Raw genomic sequence first — 26,256 nt, 5'->3', positions numbered from 1 at the left:
GTGGAACGGCACACGCGGCTGCGAGAGGGTACGGGCATGGAACCGACGGACAGCGCCGGACCGGCGCAGCGGCTGCTCGGACCGGCCGCGCCGGTGCTGCCCACGGCGGCACTCAGGTACTCGGTCGTGGGCGCTGCGGCGGCGGCCCTGGCCGTGGGCGTCGTCCGGATGCTCGTGGACGGCAACGCCTTCTTCCCCGGCGGCGACGTCGGCTGGGCGTTCGCCGTGCTCACCGGCATCATCGTCGGCCACCTGGTCGCGATGGGCCGGGACCGCTGGTGGGGCGGCACGGGCTCCGGCGCCGCCCTGACCCTCGCCATGCTGCTGCTCTACGGCTGGGTGCCCGCGGTGCTGATCAGCCTGGCCGTCGTCGTCCTGGTCGGCGCGGCTCGCCGGCACCGCTGGCGCGAGGCGCTGCTGCACGGCGCCGTGGACATCCTGGGCATCGGCGCGGCCTCGCTGGCGCTGTCCGCCTTCGGCACCCACCCGTCCGTCGAACAGCCCTGGCAACCCGCCACTTGGGGGATGGCGGCCGTCCCCGCGGTGCTCGCCGCCGCACTCGGTTACCTCGCCGCGACCCGCACGCTCCTGTGGTACGCGATCGTGCCGCGCGCCGGAGCGCTGCCCACCGTGGCCCGTACCGCGCTGATACGCCAGGGCTTCGTCGGCGTCGCACTGCTCGGCATCTCCCCGCTGATCATCATCGTCGCGGCCGATCTGCCCCTGCTGCTGCCGCTGTTCGCCGTGCCCCTGATCGCGCTCGACTCCACGCTCTGGATCGCCCACGCCCGCGCCGAGGAGCAACTGCGCGACCCGCTCACCGGACTGCCCAACCGTCAGTGGCTGCTGGAGCGCACCTGGACCGCGCTGGACGACGCCGCCCGCAGCGGCGAACGCGCCGCCCTGGTCCTCATCGACCTCGACAAGTTCCGCTCCGTCAACGACACCCTCGGCCACATGGCCGGCGACCGGCTGCTGCTGCAGATCGCCGACCGCCTGCGGCTCGCCCTGCCGCGCGGCGCCGAGGTCGCCCGGCTCGGCGGCGACGAGTTCGCCGTCCTGCTCCCCACCTGCGACGCGCCGACCCGCGCCCAGCGCATCGCCAGGGCCCTGGTCGCCGCGCTGGGCTCGCCGTTGAGCCTCGACGGCCTGACCCTGGTCCTCGAGGCCAGCGCCGGGGTCGCCGTCTACCCCGATCACGCCGGTGACGCCGAGGGCCTGCTGCGCCGCGCCGACGTCGCGATGTACCAGGCGAAACGTGACCGCAGCGGGGTCGAGGTCTACGAGTCCTCCCGCGACGGCAACACCCCCGACCGCCTCGGTCTCCTCGGCGACCTGCGCCGGGCCCTGGACCGCGGCGAGGTCGAGCTGCACTACCAGCCGAAGGTCCGCTTCGACGGGCAGGTCGCCGGCCTGGAGGCGCTGGTCCGCTGGGTGCACCCCGAGCGCGGCCGGGTCAGCCCCGAGGAGTTCATCGCGATCGCCGAGACCTCCGGGCTGATGCCGCAGCTCACCGAGTACGTCCTGGAGACCGCCCTCGGGCAGGTCGCCCGGTGGCGGGCGATGGGTCTCGACGTCCCCGTCGCCGTCAACGTCTCGCCGCGCGACGTCCACTCGCCCGGCTTCGCCGGGGCCGTCGCCGCGCGGCTGGCCCGGCACGGCGTCCCGCCGGGGGCCCTGCAGCTGGAGATCACCGAGCACGTGCTGCTGGAGGACCCGCAGCGTGCCGCCGACACCATGGCCGGGCTGACCGGGCACGGGGTGAAGATGTCGCTCGACGACTTCGGCACCGGTTACTCCTCGCTGGTGCACCTGCGGCGGCTGCCGGTCAGCGAGCTGAAGATCGACCGCTCGTTCGTGGCCCGGCTGTCCGTCGACGCCGAGGACGCGGAGATCGTGCGCTGCACGGTCGACCTCGCCCACTCCCTCGGCCTCCTCGTCGTGGCGGAGGGCGTCGAGGACGACGAGACGTGGGAGCGCCTGCGGGACCTGGGCTGCGACGCGATCCAGGGCTGGCTGGTCGCCGCGGCGATGCCCCCGGATGAGACCACGGCCTGGCTGCGGCTGCGCGGCCGCGCCGGATGGCGCCGTCCGGCGGAGCTGGAGGCCGCGAAGGAGCGGGCCGCCGTCCCCGACGCGCAGTAACGTTTGCGGGCCCGTGACCTGCGGACCCGTACCCGCCGCAGGGCGCCTGGGGCGCCCCGCGCACCCCACCGGTCCCGGCGGTACCACCGCTACGGCCGGTGCCGCCCGGCGCACCCCGGCCCGGCGAAGCGCAAACCGTTTCGCCCCCGGGGCGCCCGCGCCCATAGGATTGGGCGCGAAAAGACCAAACTCACCCCCAGAGGATCGCTGCATGCCAGGCATCACGCGCGAGGAGGTCGCCCACCTCGGCCGGCTGTCGCGTCTGGAGCTGAAGGACGAAGAGCTCGATCACTTCGCCGGACAGCTCGACGCCATCATCGGCGCGGTCGCCCGCGTCTCCGAGGTGGCCGGCGAGGACGTACCGCCGACCTCCCACCCGCTGCCGCTGACGAACGTCATGCGCCCCGACGAGGTCCGGCCCAGCCTGACCCCGGAGCAGGCGCTGTCCGGCGCTCCCGCCGAGGAGCAGCAGCGCTTCAAGGTGCCGCAGATCCTGGGGGAGGACTGATCACGATGACCGATCTGACCAGGCTCACCGCCGCGCAGACCGCGGCCGCCGTCGCCTCCGGCGAGACCTCCGCCGTCGAGGTCGCCCAGGCCCACCTGGACCGCATCGCCGCCGTCGACGAGAAGGTGCACGCCTTCCTGCACGTCGACACCGAGGGCGCCCTGAAGGCCGCCAAGGCCGTCGACGACAAGCGCGCCGCCGGTGAGAAGCTCGGCCCGCTCGCGGGCGTCCCGCTGGCGCTGAAGGACATCTTCACCACCAAGGGCGTCCCGACGACCGTGGGTTCCAAGATCCTCGAGGGCTGGGTCCCGCCGTACGACGCGACGCTGACCGCCCGCCTCAAGCAGGCCGGCATCGTCATCCTCGGCAAGACCAACATGGACGAGTTCGCCATGGGGTCCTCCACCGAGAACAGCGCCTACGGCCCGACCGGCAACCCGTGGGACCTCACCCGCATCCCCGGTGGCTCCGGCGGCGGTTCCTCCGCCGCCCTGGCCTCCTTCCAGGCCCCGCTGGCCATCGGCACCGACACCGGCGGTTCCATCCGCCAGCCGGCCGCCGTCACCGGCACGGTCGGCGTCAAGCCCACCTACGGCGGCGTCTCCCGCTACGGCATGGTCGCCTTCAGCTCCTCCCTGGACCAGGGCGGCCCCTGCGCCCGCACGGTGCTGGACGCGGCGCTGCTGCACGAGGTCATCGCGGGCCACGACCCGATGGACTCCACCTCCATCGACGCCCCCGTCCCGCCGGTCGTCGAGGCCGCGCGCAACGGCGACGTCAAGGGCCTGCGGGTCGGCATCATCAAGGAGTTCGCGGGCGAGGGCTACCAGGCCGGCGTCATGGAGCGGTTCAACGAGTCCGTCGAGCTGCTGCGCGAGCTCGGCGCCGAGGTCGTCGAACTGTCCTGCCCGTCCTTCCAGTACGCGCTCGCCGCGTACTACCTGATCGCGCCGTCCGAGGCCTCGTCCAACCTGGCCCGCTTCGACGGCCTGCGCTACGGCCTGCGGGTCGGCGACGACGGCACCCGCAGCGCCGAGGACGTCACCGCCCTCACCCGCGAGGCCGGCTTCGGCGCCGAGGTCAAGCGCCGCATCATGCTCGGCACGTACGCGCTCAGCTCCGGCTACTACGACGCGTACTACGGCAGCGCCCAGAAGGTCCGCACCCTGATCTCACGCGACTTCGAGCGCGCCTTCGGGCAGGTCGACGTGGTGATCTCGCCGACCACCCCCACCACCGCGTTCCCGATCGGCGAGCGCGTGGACGACCCGATGGCGATGTACCTCGCCGACCTGTGCACCATCCCGGCCAACCTGGCCGGCAACGCCGCCATGTCCGTGCCCTGCGGCCTCGCGGCCGAGGACGGGCTCCCGGTCGGTCTGCAGATCATCGCCCCGGCCATGGCCGACGACCGCCTCTACCGTGTCGGTGCGGCCGTCGAGGCGGCGTTCACCGCACGCTGGGGTCACCCGCTGCTGGAGGAGGCACCGATCCTGTGAGCAAGCTCGAGAAGGCCAAGGGCTTCAAGAAGAGCAAGTCCGGCACCTACCTGTCGATCGGCACCACGCTCTTCGGCGCGGTCGGTGTCGCACGGCAGATGAAGCGGGGCCGCGCGGAGAGCGACACGCTGCTGCTGATCGACGCGGTGGTGAGCGCCGCGGCGATCGCCACCGGTGTCGCCCTGCTGCTCCGGCAACTGCGCCGGATCGGCGACGACGACGTGCTGTCATCCTGACGGGGAACTGAGAGGTATCAAGACTGTGACCGTCACGGACCTGGTGTCGTACGAGGACGCGCTCGCGTCCTATGACCCGGTGATGGGCCTCGAGGTCCACGTCGAGCTCGGCACCAAGACGAAGATGTTCTGCGGCTGCTCCACCACCCTGGGCGCCGAGCCGAACAGCCAGGTGTGTCCCGTGTGCCTCGGGATGCCCGGCGCGCTGCCGGTCGTCAACGCGACCGGCGTGGAGTCCGCGATCAAGATCGGTCTCGCGCTCAACTGCGAGATCGCCGAGTGGTGCCGCTTCGCGCGGAAGAACTACTTCTACCCGGACATGCCGAAGAACTTCCAGACCTCCCAGTACGACGAGCCGATCGCCTTCAACGGCTACCTCGACGTGCAGCTGGAGGACGGCGAGATCTTCCGCGTGGAGATCGAGCGCGCCCACATGGAGGAGGACACCGGCAAGTCCACGCACGTGGGCGGTGCCACCGGCCGCATCCACGGCGCCTCGCACTCGCTGCTGGACTACAACCGGGCCGGCATCCCGCTGATCGAGATCGTCACCAAGCCGATCGTGGGCGCCGGCGAGCGCGCGCCCGAGGTCGCCAAGGCGTACGTCACCGAGCTGCGCGAGCTGATCAAGGCGCTGGGCGTCTCCGAGGCCCGCATGGAGATGGGCCAGATGCGCTGCGACGTCAACCTGTCGCTGCGCCCCCACGGCCGGGAGAAGTTCGGCACCCGCAGCGAGACCAAGAACGTCAACTCGCTGCGCAGCGTCGAGCGGGCCGTCCGCTTCGAGGTCCAGCGGCACGCGGCCGTGCTCTCCTCCGGTGGCACGATCGTCCAGGAGACCCGGCACTTCCACGAGGACACCGGTTCCACCACCTCCGGCCGCATCAAGGAGGAGGCGGAGGACTACCGGTACTTCCCGGAGCCCGACCTCGTCCCCGTGGCGCCGGCCCGCGAGTGGGTCGAGGAGCTGCGGGGCGGCCTGCCGGAGCTCCCGCGGGTGCGCCGTATGCGCCTCCAGGAGGACTGGGGCATCTCGGACCACGAGATGCAGTCGGTGCTCAACGCGGGCGCGATCGACCCGATCGTCGCCACCATCGAGGCCGGGGCCGACGCGGCCTCCGCCCGCAAGTGGTGGATGGGCGAGCTGGCCCGCCGCTCCAACGAGGACGGTGTGGAACTGACCGCCCTGCCCATCACCCCGGTCCAGGTGGCCCGGGTGGCGGCGCTGGTGGCCGAGGGCTCGCTCAACGACAAGCTGGCCCGCCAGGTCATCGAGGGCGTGCTGGCCGGTGAGGGCGAGCCGGACGAGGTCGTCGACAAGCGTGGTCTGAAGGTCGTCTCGGACGAGGGCGCGCTCGGCGCGGCCGTCGACGAGGCCATCGCGGCCAACGCCGCCGTCGCGGACAAGATCCGCGGTGGCAACCTCGCGGCGGCGGGCGCGCTCATCGGCGCCGTCATGAAGATCACCCGCGGCCAGGCCGACGCCAAGCGCGTGCGCGAGCTCGTGCTGGAGAAGCTGGGCGTCCAGGGCTGATCCGGCGGCCGGCGCGGCCGGCAGGCATGCGAGGGGCGGGCTCCCGGTCAGGGGGCCCGCCCTTCGGCGTCGCCGCAGGTCCGTGGCGTGTAAGGGCGACATAAATTCCCCGGACGATATGTGATTAAGCGCACGAACGCGGCCAACGATCTCTTCTTCCTGGTTCAGTCGAGGACGTACGTGTTGTGTTCTTTGCGGGCTCTTCCCCGGCCTGAAAGATCCGCGCAATCCCAGGGAGAGCAATGGCTGCACTCGCCCGCTGGTGCCTTGACCGTCGTCTCGCCGTCGTCCTGCTGTGGCTCGTCGCCCTGCTCGGCCTGTCCACGGCCGCCCTGCTCGCCGGTTCCGCGTACTCCAACGACTACGACATCAAGGGCACCGACTCCAGCAAGGCCACCGCCCTGCTGAAGGAGGCCTTCCCGGGCTCGGCGGGCGACAGCGACACCATCGTCTGGCACACCGACAAGGGCACCGTCGGTGTCGCGTCCGTCAGGGAACGGCTGACCGGCACGCTGGACGAGGTGGCCGGGCTCCCCGGCGTCGCCTCGGTGACCAGCCCCTACAGCACCGAGGGCGCCGCGCAGATCAGCCAGGACGGGCACACCGCCTACGCGACCGTGGTGTTCGACAGGCCCTCGGACGACCTGCAGGCCGGTCAGGTGCAGAAGGTCGTCGACACGGCCAGGGCCGCCGCCGACGACAACACGCAGGTCGCCCTGGGCGGCGGCGCCATCGCGCTGACCGAGGGCGGCGGCGGGCACATGAGCGAGGTCGTGGGCGTCGCCGTCGCGGCCGTGGTGCTGCTGGTGGCCTTCGGCTCGCTCTTCGCGATGTTCATGCCGATCGTCACCGCGCTGGTCAGTGTCGGCGCCGCGTACATGACGATCCAACTGCTCGGCCACCTGATCAGGGTCGCCGACTTCGCCCCGATGCTCGGCCTGCTCATCGGGCTGGGCGTCGGCATCGACTACGCCCTGTTCATCGTCACCCGCCACCGCAGGGGCCTCAAGCAGGGCCTGCCGGTGCGGGAGGCCGCCGAGAAGGCGGTCGCCACCACCGGCAGGGCGGTGGTCTTCGCCGGCGGCACGGTCTGCGTGGCCCTGCTCGGCATGCTGATCCTGCGGCTGTCGTTCCTCAACGGCGTGGCGATCGCCGCCTCCCTCACCGTGATGCTCACCGTCGCCGCCTCGGTGACGCTGCTGCCCGCACTGCTGGGCGCCATCGGCATGAAGGCGCTGAGCCGCCGGGAACGGCGCCGGCTGGTCGAGCACGGCCCGTCGCCCGAACTACCGACCGGGTTCGCCGCCCGCTGGTCCGCCTTCGTCGAACGGCACCCCAAAGCCCTCGGCGCGGTCGCCGCCGTCGTCATGCTCGCGCTGGCCCTGCCCACGACCTCCCTCCACCTGGGCGCCTCCGACCAGGGCAACAGCGCCGCGGGCACCACCACCCGCCAGGCGTACGACCTGCTCTCCGACGGCTTCGGCCCGGGCTTCAACGGCCCGCTGCAACTGGTCGCCAAGTCCGGCGACGCCGCCGACCGGGCGGCCCTGGAGCAGCTCACCGCCGACCTCGGGCGCACCGAGGGCGTCGCCGCGGTGCACAAGGAGCAGGCACAGCACGGCAGCGGGCTGGACGTCATCGACGTCGTCCCCACCACCTCCCCGCAGGACCAGGCCACCGACCGGCTCGTCACGCACCTGCGCGAGGACGTCATCCCGGAGGCGACCGAGGGCACCTCCCTCGAGGTGTACGTCGGCGGTGTCACCGCGGGCTACGCGGACTTCGCCTCGGTGATCGTCGGCAAGCTGCCGCTCTTCGTGGGCTCGGTCATCGGGCTGGGCTGCGTGCTCCTGCTCCTGGCCTTCCGCAGCTTCGGCATCCCGATCAAGGCCGCGGTCATGAACGTCGTCGCCGTCGCCTCCTCCTTCGGCATCGTGGTCGCGATCTTCCAGTGGGGCTGGGGGAGCGAACTGCTGGGGCTGGGAGCGGCCGGACCGATCGAGCCCTTCCTACCGGTGATCATGGTCTCGGTGCTCTTCGGGCTCTCCATGGACTACCAGGTCTTCCTCGTCAGCCGCATGTACGAGGAGTGGCGCGAGACCCGCGACAACCGCCGTGCGGTCCGGGTGGGCCTCGCCGAGACCAGCCGTGTGATCAACTCCGCCGCGGTCATCATGATCTCCGTCTTCCTCGCCTTCGTGCTCAGCGGCGACCGCGTGATCGCGATGTTCGGCATCGGCCTGGCGGCCGCCGTCGCGCTCGACGCCTTCGTCCTGCGGACCCTGCTCGTACCGGCGCTGATGCACATGATGGGCGACTGGAACTGGTGGCTGCCCCGGTGGCTGGAACGCCGGCTGCCGCGGATCTGCATCGAGGGCCCGGTGGGGCAGCGCACGCCAGTCGCCGTGGAGGAGCCCGGTTCTCAGAAGGCTCTCAGAATGTGACCGTACGGTTGCCGCCCATGGAGACCACCAAGACCCCCGAGGCGGCAGCCGGCGACCTCGCCGCGGACGCCGAGCCCGACCGATCCGGTGACGACGGCGCGAATCCCGCGACCGCGCCCGGCGCCGAACCCACGACAGCCGACGAGCCGCAGGCCTTCGACGAGCCCGGCCGACGAGAAGACCCGGAAGACTCCGAAGCCCGCGAAGAGGCCGAAGCCAGCGAAGAGGCCGACGACGTCGACGCGGCCGAGCAGAGCGACGCCACCGGCACCCCGGAGGCGGCGGACGCCTCCACCCCCGCGGTCGTCCCGGGCGCCGCGGCCGTCGTCGGCGCCGCCCTCGGCCTCGCGTCCCTCACCGGCACCTGGCTGGGCACCGTACTGGCCGAGCGGCGGCAGCTCGTCGGGCAGATCCACGCCTCCTCCGGCACCGCCGCCCAGCAGATCGAGCAGATATACGGCGCCCCCTGGCACACCACCGCCGTCGTCAACGGCGTCTGCGCGCTGGTCGCCCTTGTTGTCCTCGGCGCCGTGCTGCTCGCCGGACGGAACGCCGCGCCCTGGGTGCGCGCGGTCGCCTGGGGCGGTCTCGCCCTCGGCGTCCTCGGGCTGTTCGTCGCCGCCGGAACGTGGTTCGACCTCTTCGGCGGCCTGCCGAGCGTGGCCGAGGCCCCGGTCTCGACCGGCGGCTGAGGCACCTGCCGAGGCACCTGAGGCCGAGGCGTGCGAGCCCCCTGAGGAGGGGCCGCGCGGTCGACCCGGGGACCTGGGCACTTCGCCGCGCGGCCTAAGGCATCCGCACCCTTCAAGCCTGGGCGGTTGCCCGATGTGGCCCACCCCCCTCGGGGACGAGGCTGATGGCACGGAGAAGAAGACTCCGGACCATCGGTCCCGGACCCGAGGAGCAACGATGTACCCACACGAACTGCTGGGCCGCGAAAGGGCGGAGCAGCTGCTGCGCGAGGCCGCCGAGTACCGGCTGGCCCGCCAGGCCGACCAGGCCCGCCGGGCCGCGCGGCAGGCCGCCCGCGAGTCCGGTGGCGCCCGCGTGACCACCGCCGGCCAGGACGGGGGAAGGCGGCACGGAAGGAGGGCCGGCCGGCTCTCCCGCCGGCTGCGGGCCGCCGGATGAGCACCGTGGTGCCGGTGCAAACCGGTACCGCGCCGTCAGGGCCCCGTGCGATGCTCGGGACCGTGCAGAACCAGTCGGTCAGCCCGGTGTTCGTCGGACGCAGCCGCGAACTGACCCGCCTCACCTCCGCGCTCGCCCGCGCCCACGCGGGCGAGCCGCAGGCGCTGGTGATCGGCGGCGAGGCAGGCGTCGGCAAGACCCGGCTCGTGGAGGAGTTCCTCGCCGCGGCCCAGGACGGACCGGCGACCGTGACCGCCGTCGGCGCCTGCGTGGAGATCGGCGCGGACGGACTGCCCTTCGCCCCCGTCGCGACGATCCTGCGCGCCCTGCACCGCCGGCTCGGCGACGAACTGGTCGCCGCGGCCGCCGGCAGCGAGGCCGAACTCGCCCGCCTGCTGCCCGGGCTCGGCGGCACGGACGCCCCCGACCCCCTCGCCGACCAGCGCGACGAGCACGGCCGCGCCCGGCTCTTCGAGCTCACCTCGCGGCTGCTGGAGCGGCTGTCGGAGGAACGCACGCTCGTCGTCGCGCTGGAGGACCTGCACTGGGCCGACCGCTCGACCCGCGAACTCCTCGGCTACCTGCTGCGCTCGCTCTCCCGCGGCCGGCTCGTCGTCCTGGCCACCTACCGCTCCGACGACATCCACCGCCGGCACCCGCTGCGGCCCTTCCTCGCCGAACTCGACCGGATGCGTTCCGTCGCACGGCTGGAACTGGCCCGCTTCAACCGCGCCGAGGTCCGCGCCCAGGTCGCCGGGATCCTCGACTCCGAGCCCGCCCCGACCCTGGTCGACCGGGTGTTCAGCCGCTCCGACGGCAACCCCTTCTTCGTCGAGGAACTCGCCTGCAGCATCACCCAGGGCTGCCGCACCGGGCTCAGCGACAGCCTGCGCGACCTGCTGCTGGTCCGCGTCGAGACGCTGCCCGAGACCGCGCAGCGCGTCGCGCGCGTCGTCGCCGAGGGCGGCTCCACCGTCGAGTACCGGCTGCTGGAAGCCGTCGCCGGGCTCGGCGAGGACGAACTCATCGAGGCCCTGCGCTCGGCCGTCGGCGCCAAGATCCTGCTGCCCACCGACGACGGCGACGGCTACCGCTTCCGGCACTCGCTGGTCCGCGAGGCCGTCGGCGACGACCTGCTGCCGGGCGAGCGCAGCCGCATCAACCGCCGCTACGCGCAGGCCCTGGAGGCCGACCCCGCTCTGGTGCCCGCCGACGAACTCCCCGCCCGGCTGGCCAGTTACTGGTACCACGCCCACGAGCCCGCCAAGGCGCTGCCCGCGGTGCTGAGCGCCTCCGTCGAGGCGCGACGCCGGCACGCCTACGCCGAACAGCACCGGCTGCTCGAACGCGCCCTGGAGCTGTGGGACGACACGCCCGCGGACGTCCGCGAGGAGCTGCGCCCCGTCGACTACGTCGAGGTGTTCCCCCCGTGCGGCTGCGACCCGGGCAGCAAGCCCCTGCAGTACATGGACCTGCTCGCCGAGACGACCGTGGCCGCCCGCCTCAGCGCCGACCGCGAGGGCGCCTACGAGGTCACCAAGCGCGCGCTGCGCCTGCTGGAGCGCTCCGGCAGCAACCCGCTGCGCGCCGCGTGGTTCTGGATCCAGCGCTCCCGGCTGATGGTCGCCATGGGCCGAGGCGACGGCTGGGCGGAGATCGCCGAGGCCCAGGAACTCGTCCGCGGGCTGCCGCCGTCACCGGTCCACGCCGAGGTGCTGGAGAGCGCGGCCGGCTGGGACATGATGCACGACCCGGGACCGGACAGCATCACCACGGCCGAGCGCGCCATCGAACTGGCCCGGCTGGTCGGCGCCGAGGAGACCGAGCTCCACGCCCGGGTCACCCTCGGCATCCTCCTCGCCGACTCGGGTGACACCGCCGCCGGCATCGCCGAACTGGAGGCGGCCCGAGAACGGGCCGCCGCCGCCCGGTACGGCAACCTCACGGTGAACACCGACGCCAACCTCGCCGCCCTGCTGGAGTCCGTGGGCCGCTCGGAGGAGGCGATCGCGGTCGCCCGCAGGGGCGTGGAGAGCGCCACCCGCCACGGGCTGCGCGACGGAGCCACCTTCGCCTCCGCCAACCAGGCCGAATCGCTGCTCGCCCTCGGCCGCTGGGACGAGGCCGCCGAGGTCGCCGTCCGCGGCCGGGAGAACACCAACCACGCCCTGTACCTCGGCTGGGCCGCGACGCTGCTGGCCCACCTCGCCGTGCTGCGCGGGGAGTACGACCGCGCCGAGGCCGAGGTCGCCGCCGCCCGGGACCACCTGGGCCCGCAGGACCACCAGCCGCAGAACACCCTGCCGCTGCGCCATCTGACCATCGCCGTCGCCGCCGGGCGCGGACGCTTCCTGGAGGCCCGCGCCGCGGTGATGACGGCCCTCGAAGCCGGGTTCCCGCCCGCGTTCCACCGTTACGCCTGGCCCATGCTGCACACCGCGGCGGCCCTGGAGGCGGACGCCCTGGGACTTCCCGGCGCGGAGGCCGGCCGGTCCGCGATGCTCGCCCTCATCCGCAAGGCGGCGGGGCGGCTGCCCCGGCTGTCCCCGGTGTGGGCCGCCCACGCCCTGCTGGTCGAGGCCGAACTGCTGCGCGCCGACGGGAGCACCGACCCCGGTCCCTGGGCCGCCGCCGAGGAGGCCTACGCCGCCCTCGACCGCCCCTACCCGCTCGCCCTGGTACGGCTGCGGCTCGCCGAGACCCTGCTCGCGCGGCACGATCCCGGCGCCCGCGAGCGTGCGGCCGCCCTGCTGCGCCTGGCGTGCGAGGTCGCCGACTCCCTCGGCGCCGTACCGCTGCGGGAGGCCGTCCGGCTGCTCGCCCGCCGCGGCCGGCTCGCGCTGGACGAACCGGAGGCCGCCGCCCCCGAAGCGGCCGGAGAGCCCGAGCCCTTCGGGCTGACCGCGCGCGAACGCGAGGTGCTGCGCCGGGTCGCCGCCGGCTACACCAACCGCCGGATCGCCGAGGAACTCTTCATCTCACCGAAGACCGCCAGCGTGCACGTCTCCAACATCCTCGCCAAGCTGGGCGTCTCGGGCCGCGGCGAGGCGGCCGCGCTCGCCCACCGGCTGCGGCTGTTCGCCGGGCAGCCGGGCTGAACCCCGCACCGCGGGCCGGTGGGCCTAACCGCCGGCGCGCGGCGGACGTATCAGGACGGCGCCCGAGTCGAGGTCGACCGGGCCCCGGCCGGGATCCGCGTCGCCCTCCTCGTCCCGCACGAGCTCCAGGCGGTTGCGTTCGTCCTCGGCGTGCCTGCGGCCCGGAGCGAACAGCTCGTCCAGCGCGTTGAACATCGCACCCCCCAAGGTGTCGTCGGTCAGCTCACCCGCAGCCGCAGGATTCGGTCGTCGCCCTTGCGGGGCTCGCCTCGGCCGTCGGTGTTGCTGGTGGTCAGCAGCAGCCCGCCGTCCGGATCGGCGAGGACGGTGCGCAGCCGCCCGTATGTGCCGACGAGGAACGCCTGCGGGTCGGCCGCGGCCTTCGTACCGGCCAGGGGGATCCGCCACAGGCGGGCGCCGCGCAGCGAGGCCATCCAGATCGAGCCGTCCGCATAGGCGATGCCGCTGGGCGAGGCGTCGTCCGTGCGCCACTGTGCGACCGGGTCCGCGTAGCCGTCGCGGTGGGCGAGGCCCTCCACGACCGGCCAGCCGTAGTTCCTGCCCGGCTCGATCAGGTTGAGCTCGTCCCAGGTGTCCTGCCCGAACTCCGAGGCCCACAGCCGTCCCTGGCCGTCCCAGGCCAGACCCTGCACGTTGCGGTGCCCGTAGGAGTAGACGACGGAGTCCGCCTCGGGGTTGCCGTGCACGGGTTCGCCGTCCGGGGTCATCCGCAGGATCTTGCCGCCCAGGGACTTCTTGTCCTGCGCCAGGCCCCGTTCGCCGCTCTCGCCCGTGCCCGCGTAGAGCATGCCGTCGGGGCCGAAGGCGATCCGCCCGCCGTTGTGGATGGCGCCGTGCGGGATGCCGCGCAGGATCGTGTCCGGTGCGCCCAGTTGTTCCCCGGCGGGCTTCGCCGGGTCGTAGAGCATGCGCGCGATGCGGTTGTCCGAGTCGGTGGTGAAGTACGCGTACACCATGCGGTCGGTGGCGAAGTCCCGCGAGACGGCGAGCCCCAGCAGGCCGCCCTCGCCGCCGGAGGAGACCCCGGGCACCGTGCCGAGGACGGTCGTACGGCCGCCGTCCGCGGCGACCCGGACGATCCTTCCGGTGTCCCGGGAGGCCACCAGCAGATCGCCCTCCGCGAGCGCGGCCACGCCCCACGGGGTGGTGAGCCCGGTCGCGACCGTGCCGGTCACCTCCGCCGTGCCTTTCGCCGGCGCCGCGGGCCCCTCACTGCCGCCGGGCGCCGGCGCCGACTTCGTGGCGGAAGAGGAGGAGGCCGGGGGAGCGGGCGCGGCACCACCGTCCGAGGAGCATCCGGTGGCGAGCAGCGCGGCACTGGCCAGCGCGGCGGTCACGACGGCGGCACGGCGTCCCACGCTTCCCTCCCGGGGGTTCTCCGGCTCGGACTCCAAGAACATCACATCCCTCACTACACCGCCCGGCCGTTCGGGGTTCCCGCGGTACGACGTCGGTTTCCGGCACCGCCGACTCAGGGCCCGTCCAAGGTGCATGGCGGCAGTGTCGCCACCGGGCTCTCTCCGGCCCCGTCCGTCCCGGCCGTTGCCCTCAGTCCCAGGAGCCCCGCGCCGGCGGCAGCGCCGCGATCTCCGCGAAGTCCTCCTCGGTCAGCCGCAGTTCCGCGGCCCCGGCGTTCTCCACCGTCCACCGCTGCTGCTTCGCGCCGGGGATCGGCACGACCTGCGGTCCCTGGGCCAGCACCCAGGCCAGCGCGACCTGCGCGGGTGTCGCCCCGTGCACCTCGGCGACCCGGCGCAGCCCCGCGACGATCGGCTGGTTGGCGGCCATCATCTCGGCCGTGAAGCGGGGGTGGCGGGCCCGTACGTCGTCCGGCTCGAAGCCCTGGCCCGGGGTGAGGGTGCCCGTCAGGAAGCCGTTGCCGAGGGGCATCGCGGCCATGAAGCCGACCCCGCGCTGCGTGCACCAGGGCAGCAGCCCGGCCAGTGCCTCGGGCGACCACACCGACAGCTCGGCCTGCACGCAGCTCACCGGGAAGACCTGCTGGGCGCGGCGCAACTGCCGCAGCGTCTCGTCGTATATGCCCGCACCCGCGCGCCGTGCCGCCCGGGCGCCCACCGCGCACCATCCCAGCGCACGCACCTTGCCGGCCGTCACCAGTTCCGCCATCGCGCCCCACGTCTCCTCGACGGGGACCTCGGGGTCGGCGCGGTGCAGCTGGTAGAGGTCGATCACATCGGTCTGCAGCCGCCGCAGCGACGCGTCGCAGGCCCGCTTCACGTACGAGGGGCGGCCGTTGGCCACCAGGTGCTGCTCGCCGACGAGCAGTCCGCACTTGGTGGAGACGAAGACCTCCCGCCGACGCTCCCTCAGCACCCGCCCCAGCAGCAGCTCGTTGGTGAACGGCCCGTACATGTCGGCGGTGTCCAGCAGTGTCGTGCCGCGGTCGACCGCCGCGTGCACGGCCCGCAGTGACGATTCGCCTTCCTGCCGGGACGCCGTGTAGGCCCAGCTCATCGGCATGCATCCCAGACCGACGGCGCCCACCTCCAGAGCCGCCGATCCGACCGTCCTGCGCTCCACCTGGCTGACCTCCGCTGACCTCTCGCGCCGCCCCACTGTGCCATAGCCTCCTGACCATGGCTGACATCACCCGGAACCACCGCCCCACGGTCTGGCTCCCGATCCCCGCGCAGGACGTCGAAGGGCTCCCCGCCGGACTCGACTACCTCTTCTGGGACGGGGGCGACGAGTTCCCGGCCGACCCCGCCGACGCCGCGTTCTACGTGGTGCCCTACATGAAGGGTCCGGAGGTCGCCGGCCGTCCACTGCCCCGCATGTCCGGGGTCAGGGTCGTGCAGACCCTCAGCGCGGGTGTCGACCACGTCACGCCGTACCTCCGGCAGCTCCCCCAGGGGGTGCGGCTGTGCAACGCCCGCGGGGTGCACGAGGCGAGCACCGCCGAACTGGCCGTCGCCCTCACCCTGGCGGCCCTGCGCGGCATCCCCCGCTTCGTGCGCGGCCAGGAAGCCGAGGAGTGGCACGCCGGCTTCTACCCCGCCCTCGCCGACAAGCAGGTGCTCATCGTCGGCTACGGCTCGATCGGCGCCGCCATCGAGGACCGGCTCACCCCGTTCGAATGCCACGTCACCCGGGTCGCGCGGCTGGCCCGGCGCTCCCCGCACGGCCCGGTGCACGCCCTGGGGGAGCTGCCCCGGCTGCTGCCGCGGGCGGACGTGGTCGTCCTGTCGACCCCGCTCACCCCGGACACCCGCCATCTGGCCGACGCCCGGTTCCTGGCCGGGATGAAGGACGGGGCCCTGCTGGTGAACGTGGCCCGCGGGCCCGTGGTGGACACCAAGGCACTCCTCGCGGAGCTGGAGGCAGGCCGCCTCCTGGCGGCACTCGATGTCACCGATCCGGAACCGCTTCCTCCGGGACACCCGCTGTGGCACGCGCCGGGCGTCCTGGTCAGTCCGCACGTCGGCGGCAGCACCTCCGCCTTCCTGCCCAGGGCCAAGCGGCTGCTCCGCGAGCAACTGGGCCGCTTCGCGGCCGGCCAGGACCTCACGAACGTCGTCCTGACCACCTGAGCACCCGCACCACACGCCCTGGCACCGGGTGCCCCACGCGTGGGGCAGGGCGCTACGCGTGGTCACGCTGTGTAGAGGAACTATGTCCCTGAGTGACTGAACTGGTGTATCGTCCCGCACTGGGGGAACACGACCGGCGTGGCTCGGCGAGCCGCGAACGGGCGTGGGACGACTCGGCACTTGATGGGGGGCGACGGGCGATGCACGGCCAATGGAGAGAGCATCCGACGCTGGACCACGGCACACCGTGCCGGGGACGCTCACGGTTCCACGGGACGACACCGTGAGCGCGCCCGGTGCGGTCCTCTCGCAGGCCTCCGCGCCGGGCAGCCGGGCCGGCCTGCTGCCCCAGATGCTGCTGGCCGTGCTCTGCGGCGGCTACGCCATCGGGGCAACCCTCGGCTGGGGTTCCAGGGGGCTGGCCGTCGTCATGGGCGACTTCGGCCTCTCCGCGGCCGCGCTGGCCGCCGCCGTCTCCTGTCTGGTCTACGTCCGCAAGGCGGCCGACGACCGCTACCGCCCCGCGTGGGCGCTGTTCGCCGTCTCCTCCGCCATGGTGGCGCTCGGCAACGGCATCTGGGGCTGGTACGAGGTCGTGCTGCGCGACGACGTGCCGCGCACCTCGGTCGCCGACTTCTGCTTCCTGCTCTTCGCACCTCCCGCGATCATCGGGCTGCTGGTGCTCGCCAAACGGCCGGTCACCCGGGCCGGCTGGGTCTGCCTCGGGCTGGACGCCTGGCTCATCGGCGGCTCCCTGCTGACCCTCTCCTGGACCCTCGCCCTGGCCCAGACGGCCCTGTGGGAGGGCCGCAGCACCGCGCGCATCGCCCTGTCCCTGGCCTACCCCCTGCTGGACATCATGCTGGTGAGCATGGTGCTGGCGCTGCACTTCCGGCGGTCCTCGGCCAACCGGGCCGCGGTGAACACCGCCATCGCCTCGCTCGCCCTCACCGTGCTGTGCGACGCGCTGTTCACCTCGCCCCTGCTGCGCGAGCACTACAGCTCCGGCCAGATCCTGGACGCCGGGTGGTTCGCCGGCAGCATGCTGCTCGCCTACGCCCCCTGGGTCGGCGAACGCGCCACGGCCGAGCCGGGCACGACCGAGCGGGGGACGGCGCGACGGCAGCAGGAGCAGGGGCGCCGGGTGAGCGGCTCGCTGGCGGCCCTGACCCCGTACCTGGCCGCCGCGGTCTGCGTGCTCGGGATCCTCTACAACGTCATCGACGGCCGCAAGAGCGACCGGGTGGTGCTCCTGACCGGCTGCACCGTCGTGCTCGCCCTGGTCGTGCGGCAGGGCATCATGCTGCTCGACAACATGGCCCTCACCCAGGAGCTGGCCCAGAAGGAGAACCACTTCCGGTCCCTCGTGCAGGGCTCCAGCGACGTCATCATGATCGCCTCGCCGACCGGCGCGCTGCGCTACGTCAGCCCCGCCGCCAAGGGTGTGTACGGCTGCGACCCCGAGGAGTGGGTCGGCACCGAGTTCGCCACCCACATCCATCCCGACGACCTGGGCCGGGTGGTGCACGAGGTGCGGCGCTTCCTGGCCGCCCACGCGGCCGAGGAACCCGCCACCCGCATCGAGTGCCGCATACGGCACGGGGACGGCAGCTGGCTCAACGTCGAGTCCAGCGTCAACCGCCACCAGGGCGGCCTGATCTTCAACAGCCGCGACGTCACCGAACGGGTCCGGCTCCAGGCCCAGCTGCAGCACAACGCCGAGCACGACCCGCTCACCGACCTGCCCAACCGGGCCCTGTTCACCGAGCGGATCCGCCAGGCGATCGGCGGCCGCCGGGCCGGCGACGGCGACACCGGCACCACCGCGGTGCTCTTCATCGACCTGGACGGCTTCAAGGCGGTCAACGACACCGTCGGCCACCAGGCCGGCGACGAGCTGCTCGTCCAGGCCGCGCGACGCCTGCAGGACTCGGTGCGCGCCGGCGACACCGCCGCGCGCCTGGGCGGCGACGAGTTCGCCGCCCTCATCTGCGGCACCAGCGCCGACCGTCATCTGCGCGAGTACCAGGTCCACGAGGTGGCCGACCGGCTCCGCGCCGCGCTGTCCGAGCCCTACCGGGTGGACGGCACCGAGGTCCGGGTGGCCGCCAGCATCGGGGTGGCCTTCGCCGACCCCGGGGTCAGCGCCGGCGAGCTGCTGCGCAACGCCGACCTGGCGATGTACCGGGCCAAGCAGGCCGGCAAGGGCCGGGTCGAGATGTACGCGCCCGCGATGCAGGCCGAGGTGGTGCGCCGCGCCGAGCTCGCGGGACGGCTGCGCACCGCCCTGCGGGACGGCGAGTTCGCCCTGCTCCACCAGCCCGTGGTCGACCTCGGCAGCGGCGAGGTGGCGGCGGTCGAGGCGCAGGCCCGCTGGCGTTCCGCGCAGGGCATCCTCTTCACCCCCGCCGAGTTCCTCCGGGTCGCCGAGGACACCGACCGCACCGCGCAACTGGCCCGCTGGCTGCTGGAGGAGGCGGTCGGGCAGGCCGCGCTGCGCCATGCCGCGGGCTGCCCGGTGCCCGTCGCCGTACGGCTGTCCACCCGCCGCCTGATGCACCGCGAGCTGCCCACCAAGGACGTCGAGGCGCTGCTCGAACGGCACGGGCTGCCGCCGGACTCCCTCGTCCTGCAGATCGCCGACCAGGATCCGCGGATCTCCCTGGACGAGCTGGAGCGGCGGCTCACCGCGCTCAACCGGCTCGGGGTGCGCATCGCCCTGGAGGGCTTCGGCAGCGGCTACGCGCCCATGGACGCGCTGCGTCGGCTCCCCGTCGACGTGCTGAAACTGGACCGCGGCCTCACCGAGGGCCTCGTGGAGTCGCCGCGCCTCAGGAAGATCACCGCCGGGCTGCTGCGCATCGCCGCGGACCTCGGGATCCGCTCGGTGGCCGAGGGCGTGGACCGTCCGGAGCAGGTGCTGGCGCTGCGTGAGATGGACTGCACCCATGGGCAGGGCATGGCGTTCTCGGGGCCGCTGGACGAGCACCGGCTGCGCTCCTCGCTGACCCGCGGGAGCTATCCCGTGCCCGGCGGGCCGGTCCCGCTGAACAGCACCCGGATCTCCGTGCGCGGCACACGGAAGGCGGAGGAGCTACGCTCAAATAATGAGACGCCCGTCCCACCCGCTTGACACTCCCCGCAGGCGAGGAGGAAGGTCAGTCCCATGCGCACCCGAATTCTCGTACTTGGAAAGCGCGTCGGCTGACCCGGGGCCCCTGACCGCCTCGTGGAACGCACCGACGCGCTCCCCTCGCTTGCCTGCCGGCACGGGGGGTTTTTTGTTGCCTGGGATCCAGACATACCGCCCTCTCCACCCTCACCCTCCTGAGAGATGAGAACCAGATGACCGAGCAGGCCACCGGGGCCCACCACCCGCAGCCGCGGGCCCGCGGCGCCGCGCCGCAGCCCACTCCCGCCGAGCGCGTCACGGGCGCCCAGTCCCTCATCCGCTCTCTCGAGGCGGTCGGCGCCGACACCGTGTTCGGCATCCCGGGTGGTGCGATCCTCCCCGCGTACGACCCGCTCATGGACTCCTCGAAGGTGCGCCACGTCCTCGTCCGGCACGAGCAGGGGGCCGGTCACGCCGCCACCGGCTACGCGCAGGCCACCGGCAAGGTCGGCGTCTGCATGGCGACCTCGGGCCCGGGCGCGACCAACCTGGTCACCCCGATCGCCGACGCCCACATGGACTCGGTCCCCATCGTCGCGATCACCGGCCAGGTGGCCTCCAAGGCGATCGGCACCGACGCCTTCCAGGAGGCGGACATCTGCGGCATCACGATGCCGATCACCAAGCACAACTTCCTCGTCACCAACGCGGACGAGATCCCGCGCACCATCGCCGAGGCCTTCCACATCGCGTCCACCGGCCGTCCCGGCCCGGTCCTGGTCGACATCGCCAAGGACGCGTTGCAGGCGCAGACCACGTTCTCCTGGCCGCCCGCCACCGACCTGCCCGGCTACCGCCCGGTCACCAAGCCGCACGCCAAGCAGATCCGCGAGGCCGCCCGCCTGATCAACGAGGCCAAGCGCCCCGTGCTGTACGTCGGCGGCGGCGTCCTCAAGGCCCGCGCCACCGGCGAACTGCGCATCCTGGCCGAGCTGACCGGCGCCCCGGTCACCACCACGCTGATGGCGCTGGGCGCGTTCCCCGACAGCCACCCCCAGCACGTCGGCATGCCCGGCATGCACGGCTCGGTCTCCGCTGTCGCGGCCCTGCAGAAGGCCGACCTGATCGTCACCCTGGGCGCCCGCTTCGACGACCGCGTCACCGGCAAGCTCGACTCCTTCGCCCCGTACGCCAAGATCGTCCACGCCGACATCGACCCGGCCGAGATCTCCAAGAACCGCGTGGCCGACGTGCCGATCGTCGGTGACGCCCGCGAGGTCATCGCCGACCTGATCGTCGCCGTCCAGGGCGACCACGACGCCGGCCGCCGCGGGGACTACGCCGACTGGTGGAAGCTGCTGAACGGCCTGCGCGACACCTACCCGCTCGGCTACGACCTGCCCGCCGACGGCAGCCTGTCCCCGCAGCAGGTCATCCAGCGGATCGGCGCGCTGGCCCCGGAGGGCACCCTCTTCGCGGCCGGCGTCGGCCAGCACCAGATGTGGGCCTCGCAGTTCATCTCCTTCGAGCGGCCCAACACCTGGTTCAACTCCGGCGGCGCCGGGACGATGGGGTACGCCGTGCCCGCCGCCATGGGCGCCAAGGCCGGCCGGCCCGGTACGACCGTGTGGGCGATCGACGGCGACGGCTGCTTCCAGATGACCAACCAGGAGCTGGTCACCTGCGCGCTGAACAACATCCCGATCAAGGTCGCCATCATCAACAACGGCGCCCTCGGCATGGTCCGGCAGTGGCAGTCGCTCTTCTACAACGAGCGCTACTCCAACACCGTCCTGCACGCCGGCGAGACCAACGCGGGCCGCGGCTCCCATCAGGGCGTCAGCCAGACCCCGGCGCCCGGCACCCGGGTCCCGGACTTCGTGAAGCTGTCGGAGGCGATGGGCTGCGTGGGCCTGCGCTGCGAGTCGCCCGACGAGCTGGACGAGGTCATCGAGAAGGCCAACGCGATCAACGACCGCCCGGTGGTCGTGGACTTCATCGTCCACGAGGACGCCATGGTGTGGCCGATGGTCGCCGCCGGCACCTCCAACGACGAGATCATGGCCGCCCGCGACGTCCGCCCCGACTTCGGCGACGCCGCGGACGACTGAGGACCGAGAGAGAAGCAGAGGAACGACGCGACATGTCCAAGCACACGCTCTCCGTCCTGGTGGAGAACAAGCCCGGTGTCCTGGCCAGGATCACCGCCCTGTTCTCCCGCCGCGGCTTCAACATCGACTCCCTCGCCGTCGGCACCACCGAGCACGCCGACATCTCCCGCATCACCATCGTGGTGAACGTGATCGAGGAGCTCCCGCTGGAGCAGGTCACCAAGCAGCTGAACAAGCTGGTGAACGTCCTGAAGATCGTCGAGCTGGAGCCCTCCGCCGCCGTCCAGCGCGAGCTGGTCCTGGTGAAGGTGCGCGCCGACAACGAGTCCCGCTCCCAGATCGTGGAGATCGTCCAGCTGTTCCGCGCCAAGACCGTGGACGTCTCGCCCGAGGCGGTCACCATCGAGGCCACCGGCGGCGCCGACAAGCTCGAGGCCATGCTGAAGATGCTGGAGCCCTTCGGCATCAAGGAGCTCGTCCAGTCCGGCACGATCGCGATCGGCCGGGGTGCACGCTCGATCACCGACCGCTCTCTGCGCGCCCTCGACCGGACCGCATAGCGAGACCCCCAGACTTGATCCCGGCCCGCGGACGTACTGTGTGGGCAACCCCCCAGATCACCAAGGAGAGACCCGAAGTGGCCGAGCTGTTCTACGACGACGACGCCGACCTGTCCATCATCCAGGGCCGCAAGGTCGCGGTCATCGGATACGGCAGCCAGGGCCACGCCCACGCGCTGTCGCTGCGCGACTCCGGGGTCGACGTGCGCGTCGGCCTGCACGAGGGCTCCAAGTCCAAGGCGAAGGCCGAGGAGCAGGGCCTGCGCGTGGTCACCCCCGCCGAGGCCGCCGCCGAGGCCGACGTCATCATGATCCTGGTCCCGGACCCGATCCAGGCGCGGGTCTACGAGGAGTCCATCAAGGACAACCTGAAGGACGGCGACGCGCTGTTCTTCGGACACGGCCTGAACATCCGCTACGGCTTCATCAAGCCCCCGGCCGGCGTCGACGTGTGCATGGTCGCCCCCAAGGGCCCGGGCCACCTGGTGCGCCGTCAGTACGAGGAGGGCCGCGGCGTCCCGTGCATCGCGGCCGTCGAGCAGGACGCGACCGGGAACGGCTTCGCGCTCACGCTGTCCTACGCCAAGGCCATCGGCGGCACCCGCGCCGGCGTCATCAAGACGACCTTCACCGAGGAGACCGAGACCGACCTGTTCGGCGAGCAGGCGGTCCTCTGCGGTGGTACCACCGCCCTGGTCAAGGCAGGTTTCGAGACCCTGACCGAGGCCGGCTACCAGCCGGAGATCGCGTACTTCGAGTGCCTGCACGAGCTGAAGCTCATCGTGGACCTCATGTACGAGGGCGGCCTGGAGAAGATGCGCTGGTCCATCTCCGAGACCGCCGAGTGGGGCGACTACGTCACCGGCCCCCGCATCATCACCGACGCCACCAAGGCCGAGATGAAGAAGATCCTCGGCGAGATCCAGGACGGCTCCTTCGCCAACAACTGGATCGCCGAGTACAACGCCGGCCTGCCGCGCTACAACGAGTACAAGAAGGCCGACGAGAACCACCTGCTGGAGACCACCGGCAAGAAGCTGCGCAAGCTGATGAGCTGGGTGGACGAGGAGGCGTAGGTCCTCCGCACCGACGTCGACACGGTCCCGGGGGCGCCGCGCCCCCGGGACCTGCCGCTTTGGCCACCCCGTACACCCTCGTGCGGGTGATCCTTCCACGTTGGCGCAGGATGCCGGGCCCGCCGCCGATAGACTCCATGAACAAGCGCGTCAGGCTCACAGCGTCGTGCGTCTTCCACGCGGCATGCCATTCCCCTCCACCGCCTTCGGCCGTCGGGACGCGGCCGTTGACCTGGGACTAGTGAGGACTCACGTGAGCAACCCCGTCGTACTCATCGCTGAAGAGCTGTCGCCCGCCACCGTCGACGCCCTCGGACCGGACTTCGAGATCCGGCACTGCAACGGCGCCGACCGGGCCGAGCTGCTGAGCGCGATCACCGACGCCGACGCCATCCTGATCCGCAGCGCCACGAAGGTGGACGCCGAGGCGATCGCCGCCGCCTCGAAGCTAAAGGTCGTCGCCCGTGCGGGCGTCGGACTCGACAACGTGGACGTCTCCGCCGCCACCAAGGCCGGCGTGATGGTCGTCAACGCCCCGACCTCCAACATCGTCACCGCCGCCGAGCTCGCGTGCGGTCTGCTGATCTCCGTCGCCCGCAACATCGCCCCGGCGAACGCGGCGCTGAAGCAGGGCGAGTGGAAGCGCAACAAGTACACCGGTGTGGAGCTCGCCGAGAAGACCCTCGGCGTGGTCGGACTCGGCCGCATCGGCGCCCTTGTGGCCCAGCGCATGTCGGCCTTCGGGATGAAGATCGTCGCGTACGACCCCTACATCCAGCCCGCGCGCGCCGCCCAGATGGGTGTGAAGATCCTCAGCCTCGACGAGCTGCTGCAGGTCTCCGACTTCATCACGGTGCACCTCCCCAAGACCCCCGAGACGGTCGGGCTCATCGGGGACGAGGCGCTGCGCAAGGTCAAGCCGCACGTCCGCATCGTCAACGCCGCCCGCGGCGGGATCGTGGACGAGGAGGCGCTGTTCGCCGCGCTGAAGGAGGGCCGGGTGGGCGGCGCCGGCCTGGACGTGTACGCCAAGGAGCCGTGCACGGACTCGCCGCTCTTCCAGTTCGACAACGTCGTGGCCACCCCGCACCTGGGCGCCTCCACCGACGAGGCACAGGAGAAGGCCGGCATCGCGGTCGCCCGCTCGGTGCGCCTCGCGCTCGCCGGTGAGCTGGTGCCGGACGCGGTCAACGTCCAGGGCGGGGTCATCGCCGAGGACGTCCGCCCGGGCCTGCCGCTCGCCGAGAAGCTCGGCCGGATCTTCACCGCCCTCGCGGGCGAGGTCGCGGTCCGCCTCGACGTCGAGGTGCGCGGCGAGATCACCCAGCACGACGTGAAGGTGCTGGAACTCTCCGCCCTCAAGGGCGTCTTCGAGGACGTCGTCGACGAGACCGTCAGCTACGTCAACGCCCCGCTCTTCGCGCAGGAGCGCGGCGTCGAGGTCCGCCTCACCACGAGCAGCGAGTCGCCCGACCACCGCAACCTGGTCACCGTGCGGGGCACCCTCTCGGACGGCACCGAGGTGTCCGTCTCCGGCACGCTGGCGGGCCCCAAGCACATCCAGAAGATCGTCGCCGTGGGCGACGACGACGTGGACCTGGTCTTCGCCGACCACATGGGCTTCCTGCGCTACACCGACCGCCCCGGTGTCGTCGGCACCATCGGCCGCATCCTGGGCGAGGCCGGCGTCAACATCGCGGGGATGCAGGTCGCCCGTGACCAGGCGGGCGGCGAGGCGCTGGTCGCGCTGACCGTCGACACCGCCATCCCGGCGCCGGTGCTGGCCGAGATCGCCGAGGAGATCGGCGCGTCCTCGGCCCGCGCGGTCAATCTCGAGGACTGACGGCCGGTTCGCTCCGCTGGGGGCGGCCGACCCGGGCGATCCGGGCCGGCCGCCCCTTCGCCGTCTGCGCCGCCGTCGCGGGGGAGCCGGGCCGGAAGCGGAGCGCCACCGCGGCCAGGAAGACCAGACCCAGCACGGGGTACGGGGAGGCGAGGGGCTGCAGCCACCACGCCAGGTGCAGATCGAGGTCACCGGCCTTCGGCACGATCCACAGGGTGCGGGCCAGGAAGACCACCGCGGCCACCCGCAGCGCCCAGCGCGGCGCCTCGGCGGCGAGGAGGATCAGCATCGGCACGCACCACACCCAGTGGTGCGACCAGCTGATCGGTGTGATGAGCAGCGCCGTCACCGCGCAGCACACCACGCCCCAGGCCTCCCGGCCCAGCCGGCCCATCCGCACCGAGACCGCGAGCCCCGCGCAGGCCACGAGCAGCGCGGCGGCCGCCCACACGGCGCCGGGGTGCTCGGTGTGCAGCACCCGGGCGACGAGGCCCTGCAGCGACTGGTTGTCGACGATCCAGACCTTGCCGATGCGGCTGGTGTCGAAGAGGCAGCGGGTCCAGTAGTCGACCGTCGCGCCGGGCAGCGCGAGCGCACCGAGCAGTGCGGTGCCGGCGAAGCTCGCGGCGGCGACCGCGGCCTCCTTGCGGCGACCGGTCAGCAGCAGGTAGACGGCGAAGATCGCGGGGGTGAGCTTGATGCCCGCCGCCACGCCGATGGCGATGCCCTTGCCGCGTGCGCCGTCCGGCCGGCTCAGGTCCCACAGCACGAGCACCGTGAGCAGCAGGTTGATCTGGCCGTAGAGCATCGTCTGGAAGACGGGCTCCAGCCACAGCCCGAGGGCCATGGCCAGCAGCACCACGACCCACCGCGAGCCGCGGGCGCGGGGCCAGCCCGTCGCCCGGCAGGAAAGGTGTGCGAGGAGCCCGAGCAGCAGCAGGTTCCCGCCCATGAAGACCGGCTTCAGCAGCGCCACGGGCAGCCACGTCGTCGGCACGAACAGCATCGCGGCGAAGGGCGGGTAGGTCGCCGGGAGCTTCCACTCGGTGACGGTGAAGCCGTACAGGTCGGTGCCGTTCACGACGGCGGCGCCCTCGGCCCGGTAGACCTGCATGTCGGCCATGGGCACGGCCATCGACAGGCACAGCGCGGTGAAGGCGGCCAGCGACACGACCAGCAGCAGCCCGGCGAGGAGGAGCCTGCGGTCGGCGCGCGGTCTGCCGGGGACGGCAGGCGGTGTCCTCCACAGCGCCGGGCGTTCGCGTCCGTGGGCCTCCGTGGAATGAGTCACCGGCTCCCGATCCCCTTGTTCGCCATCCGCGGTGTCCGCGCCGGACGCGCGGTCCGGCCGCGTCCCACGCGTACTGATCAAGCCCCCCTGGGCCTT

19 protein-coding genes are annotated in these 26,256 nt (G+C 72.6%); 15 read left to right on the top strand and 4 right to left on the bottom strand.

Going from position 1 to position 26,256, the window contains the following annotated elements; translation table 11 throughout:
* Window positions 1-36: 36 nt before the first annotated feature.
* The 9 genes from ACZ7MY_RS16105 to ACZ7MY_RS16065 all read left to right on the top strand — a co-directional run bounded on the left by ACZ7MY_RS16105 (window position 37) and on the right by ACZ7MY_RS16065 (window position 12,595).
* On the top strand, window positions 37-2,145 hold the full coding sequence (locus ACZ7MY_RS16105) for a putative bifunctional diguanylate cyclase/phosphodiesterase (RefSeq protein ID WP_499602297.1): 2,109 nt from the start codon (window positions 37-39) through the stop codon (window positions 2,143-2,145).
* Between the two features lie 211 nt (window positions 2,146-2,356).
* The gene (gatC, locus tag ACZ7MY_RS16100) at window positions 2,357-2,653 is read left to right on the top strand and encodes an Asp-tRNA(Asn)/Glu-tRNA(Gln) amidotransferase subunit GatC (protein WP_499602295.1); all 297 of its coding nucleotides are present in this window, start codon (window positions 2,357-2,359) and stop codon (window positions 2,651-2,653) included.
* Window positions 2,654-2,658: 5 nt separating this feature from the next.
* Entirely contained in the window at window positions 2,659-4,152 is a 1,494-nt protein-coding gene (gatA, locus tag ACZ7MY_RS16095; protein WP_499602293.1) for an Asp-tRNA(Asn)/Glu-tRNA(Gln) amidotransferase subunit GatA, read from the top strand.
* A complete protein-coding gene (locus ACZ7MY_RS16090; RefSeq protein ID WP_499602291.1) occupies window positions 4,149-4,388 on the top strand; it encodes a hypothetical protein in 240 nt (79 codons plus the stop codon). The genes gatA and ACZ7MY_RS16090 overlap by 4 nt, the downstream gene beginning before the upstream one ends.
* A gap of 25 nt (window positions 4,389-4,413) precedes the next feature.
* Entirely contained in the window at window positions 4,414-5,922 is a 1,509-nt protein-coding gene (gatB, locus tag ACZ7MY_RS16085) for an Asp-tRNA(Asn)/Glu-tRNA(Gln) amidotransferase subunit GatB (RefSeq protein WP_499602289.1), read from the top strand.
* Window positions 5,923-6,164: 242 nt separating this feature from the next.
* Window positions 6,165-8,366 (top strand): MMPL family transporter, encoded by a 2,202-nt coding sequence (locus ACZ7MY_RS16080; RefSeq protein WP_499602287.1) that lies wholly within the window; start codon window positions 6,165-6,167, stop codon window positions 8,364-8,366.
* Between the two features lie 17 nt (window positions 8,367-8,383).
* Window positions 8,384-9,058 carry a hypothetical protein gene (locus tag ACZ7MY_RS16075; protein ID WP_499602286.1) on the top strand — a complete coding sequence of 225 codons (675 nt, stop codon included), beginning with the start codon at window positions 8,384-8,386 and terminating at the stop codon, window positions 9,056-9,058.
* A gap of 217 nt (window positions 9,059-9,275) precedes the next feature.
* Window positions 9,276-9,497, top strand: coding sequence for a hypothetical protein (locus tag ACZ7MY_RS16070; protein ID WP_499602284.1), 222 nt, complete (start codon window positions 9,276-9,278; stop codon window positions 9,495-9,497).
* Window positions 9,498-9,547: 50 nt separating this feature from the next.
* Window positions 9,548-12,595 carry a helix-turn-helix transcriptional regulator gene (locus ACZ7MY_RS16065; protein ID WP_499602283.1) on the top strand — a complete coding sequence of 1,016 codons (3,048 nt, stop codon included), beginning with the start codon at window positions 9,548-9,550 and terminating at the stop codon, window positions 12,593-12,595.
* A gap of 24 nt (window positions 12,596-12,619) precedes the next feature.
* Here the strand turns inward: ACZ7MY_RS16065 and ACZ7MY_RS16060 are convergent, their stop codons facing one another.
* The 3 genes from ACZ7MY_RS16060 to ACZ7MY_RS16050 all read right to left on the bottom strand — a co-directional run bounded on the left by ACZ7MY_RS16060 (window position 12,620) and on the right by ACZ7MY_RS16050 (window position 15,157).
* Entirely contained in the window at window positions 12,620-12,790 is a 171-nt protein-coding gene (locus tag ACZ7MY_RS16060) for a DUF6191 domain-containing protein (protein WP_179279865.1), read from the bottom strand.
* A gap of 23 nt (window positions 12,791-12,813) precedes the next feature.
* Window positions 12,814-13,953, bottom strand: a complete 1,140-nt coding sequence (locus ACZ7MY_RS16055; protein ID WP_499602745.1) for a PQQ-dependent sugar dehydrogenase — start codon at window positions 13,951-13,953, stop codon at window positions 12,814-12,816.
* 211 nt (window positions 13,954-14,164) lie between these two features.
* Window positions 14,165-15,157: an aldo/keto reductase gene (locus ACZ7MY_RS16050; protein WP_499602282.1), complete on the bottom strand. Its 993-nt coding sequence runs from the start codon at window positions 15,155-15,157 to the stop codon at window positions 14,165-14,167.
* A gap of 56 nt (window positions 15,158-15,213) precedes the next feature.
* Here ACZ7MY_RS16050 and ACZ7MY_RS16045 point away from each other — a divergent pair, with 56 nt between their 5' ends.
* From ACZ7MY_RS16045 to serA, 6 genes are all read left to right on the top strand, one after another.
* Window positions 15,214-16,167 (top strand): 2-hydroxyacid dehydrogenase, encoded by a 954-nt coding sequence (locus ACZ7MY_RS16045; RefSeq protein WP_499602281.1) that lies wholly within the window; start codon window positions 15,214-15,216, stop codon window positions 16,165-16,167.
* A 283-nt stretch (window positions 16,168-16,450) separates the two neighbouring features.
* A complete protein-coding gene (locus ACZ7MY_RS16040; protein WP_499602280.1) occupies window positions 16,451-19,300 on the top strand; it encodes a putative bifunctional diguanylate cyclase/phosphodiesterase in 2,850 nt (949 codons plus the stop codon).
* 212 nt (window positions 19,301-19,512) lie between these two features.
* Window positions 19,513-21,390 carry an acetolactate synthase large subunit gene (locus tag ACZ7MY_RS16035; protein ID WP_499602278.1) on the top strand — a complete coding sequence of 626 codons (1,878 nt, stop codon included), beginning with the start codon at window positions 19,513-19,515 and terminating at the stop codon, window positions 21,388-21,390.
* Between the two features lie 32 nt (window positions 21,391-21,422).
* The gene (gene ilvN, locus ACZ7MY_RS16030; RefSeq protein WP_400802304.1) at window positions 21,423-21,950 is read left to right on the top strand and encodes an acetolactate synthase small subunit; all 528 of its coding nucleotides are present in this window, start codon (window positions 21,423-21,425) and stop codon (window positions 21,948-21,950) included.
* A 77-nt stretch (window positions 21,951-22,027) separates the two neighbouring features.
* A complete protein-coding gene (ilvC, locus tag ACZ7MY_RS16025) occupies window positions 22,028-23,026 on the top strand; it encodes a ketol-acid reductoisomerase (protein WP_499602277.1) in 999 nt (332 codons plus the stop codon).
* A 253-nt stretch (window positions 23,027-23,279) separates the two neighbouring features.
* A complete protein-coding gene (gene serA / locus ACZ7MY_RS16020; RefSeq protein ID WP_499602275.1) occupies window positions 23,280-24,869 on the top strand; it encodes a phosphoglycerate dehydrogenase in 1,590 nt (529 codons plus the stop codon).
* Here the strand turns inward: serA and ACZ7MY_RS16015 are convergent.
* Window positions 24,853-26,160, bottom strand: coding sequence for a glycosyltransferase 87 family protein (locus tag ACZ7MY_RS16015; RefSeq protein WP_499602273.1), 1,308 nt, complete (start codon window positions 26,158-26,160; stop codon window positions 24,853-24,855). The genes serA and ACZ7MY_RS16015 overlap by 17 nt on opposite strands.
* Between the last annotated feature and the right edge of the window lie 96 nt (window positions 26,161-26,256).

It is taken from the genome of Streptomyces sp. NPDC111520 (genome assembly GCF_055635295.1).
This window is presented reverse-complemented; position numbering and strand designations above follow the sequence as displayed.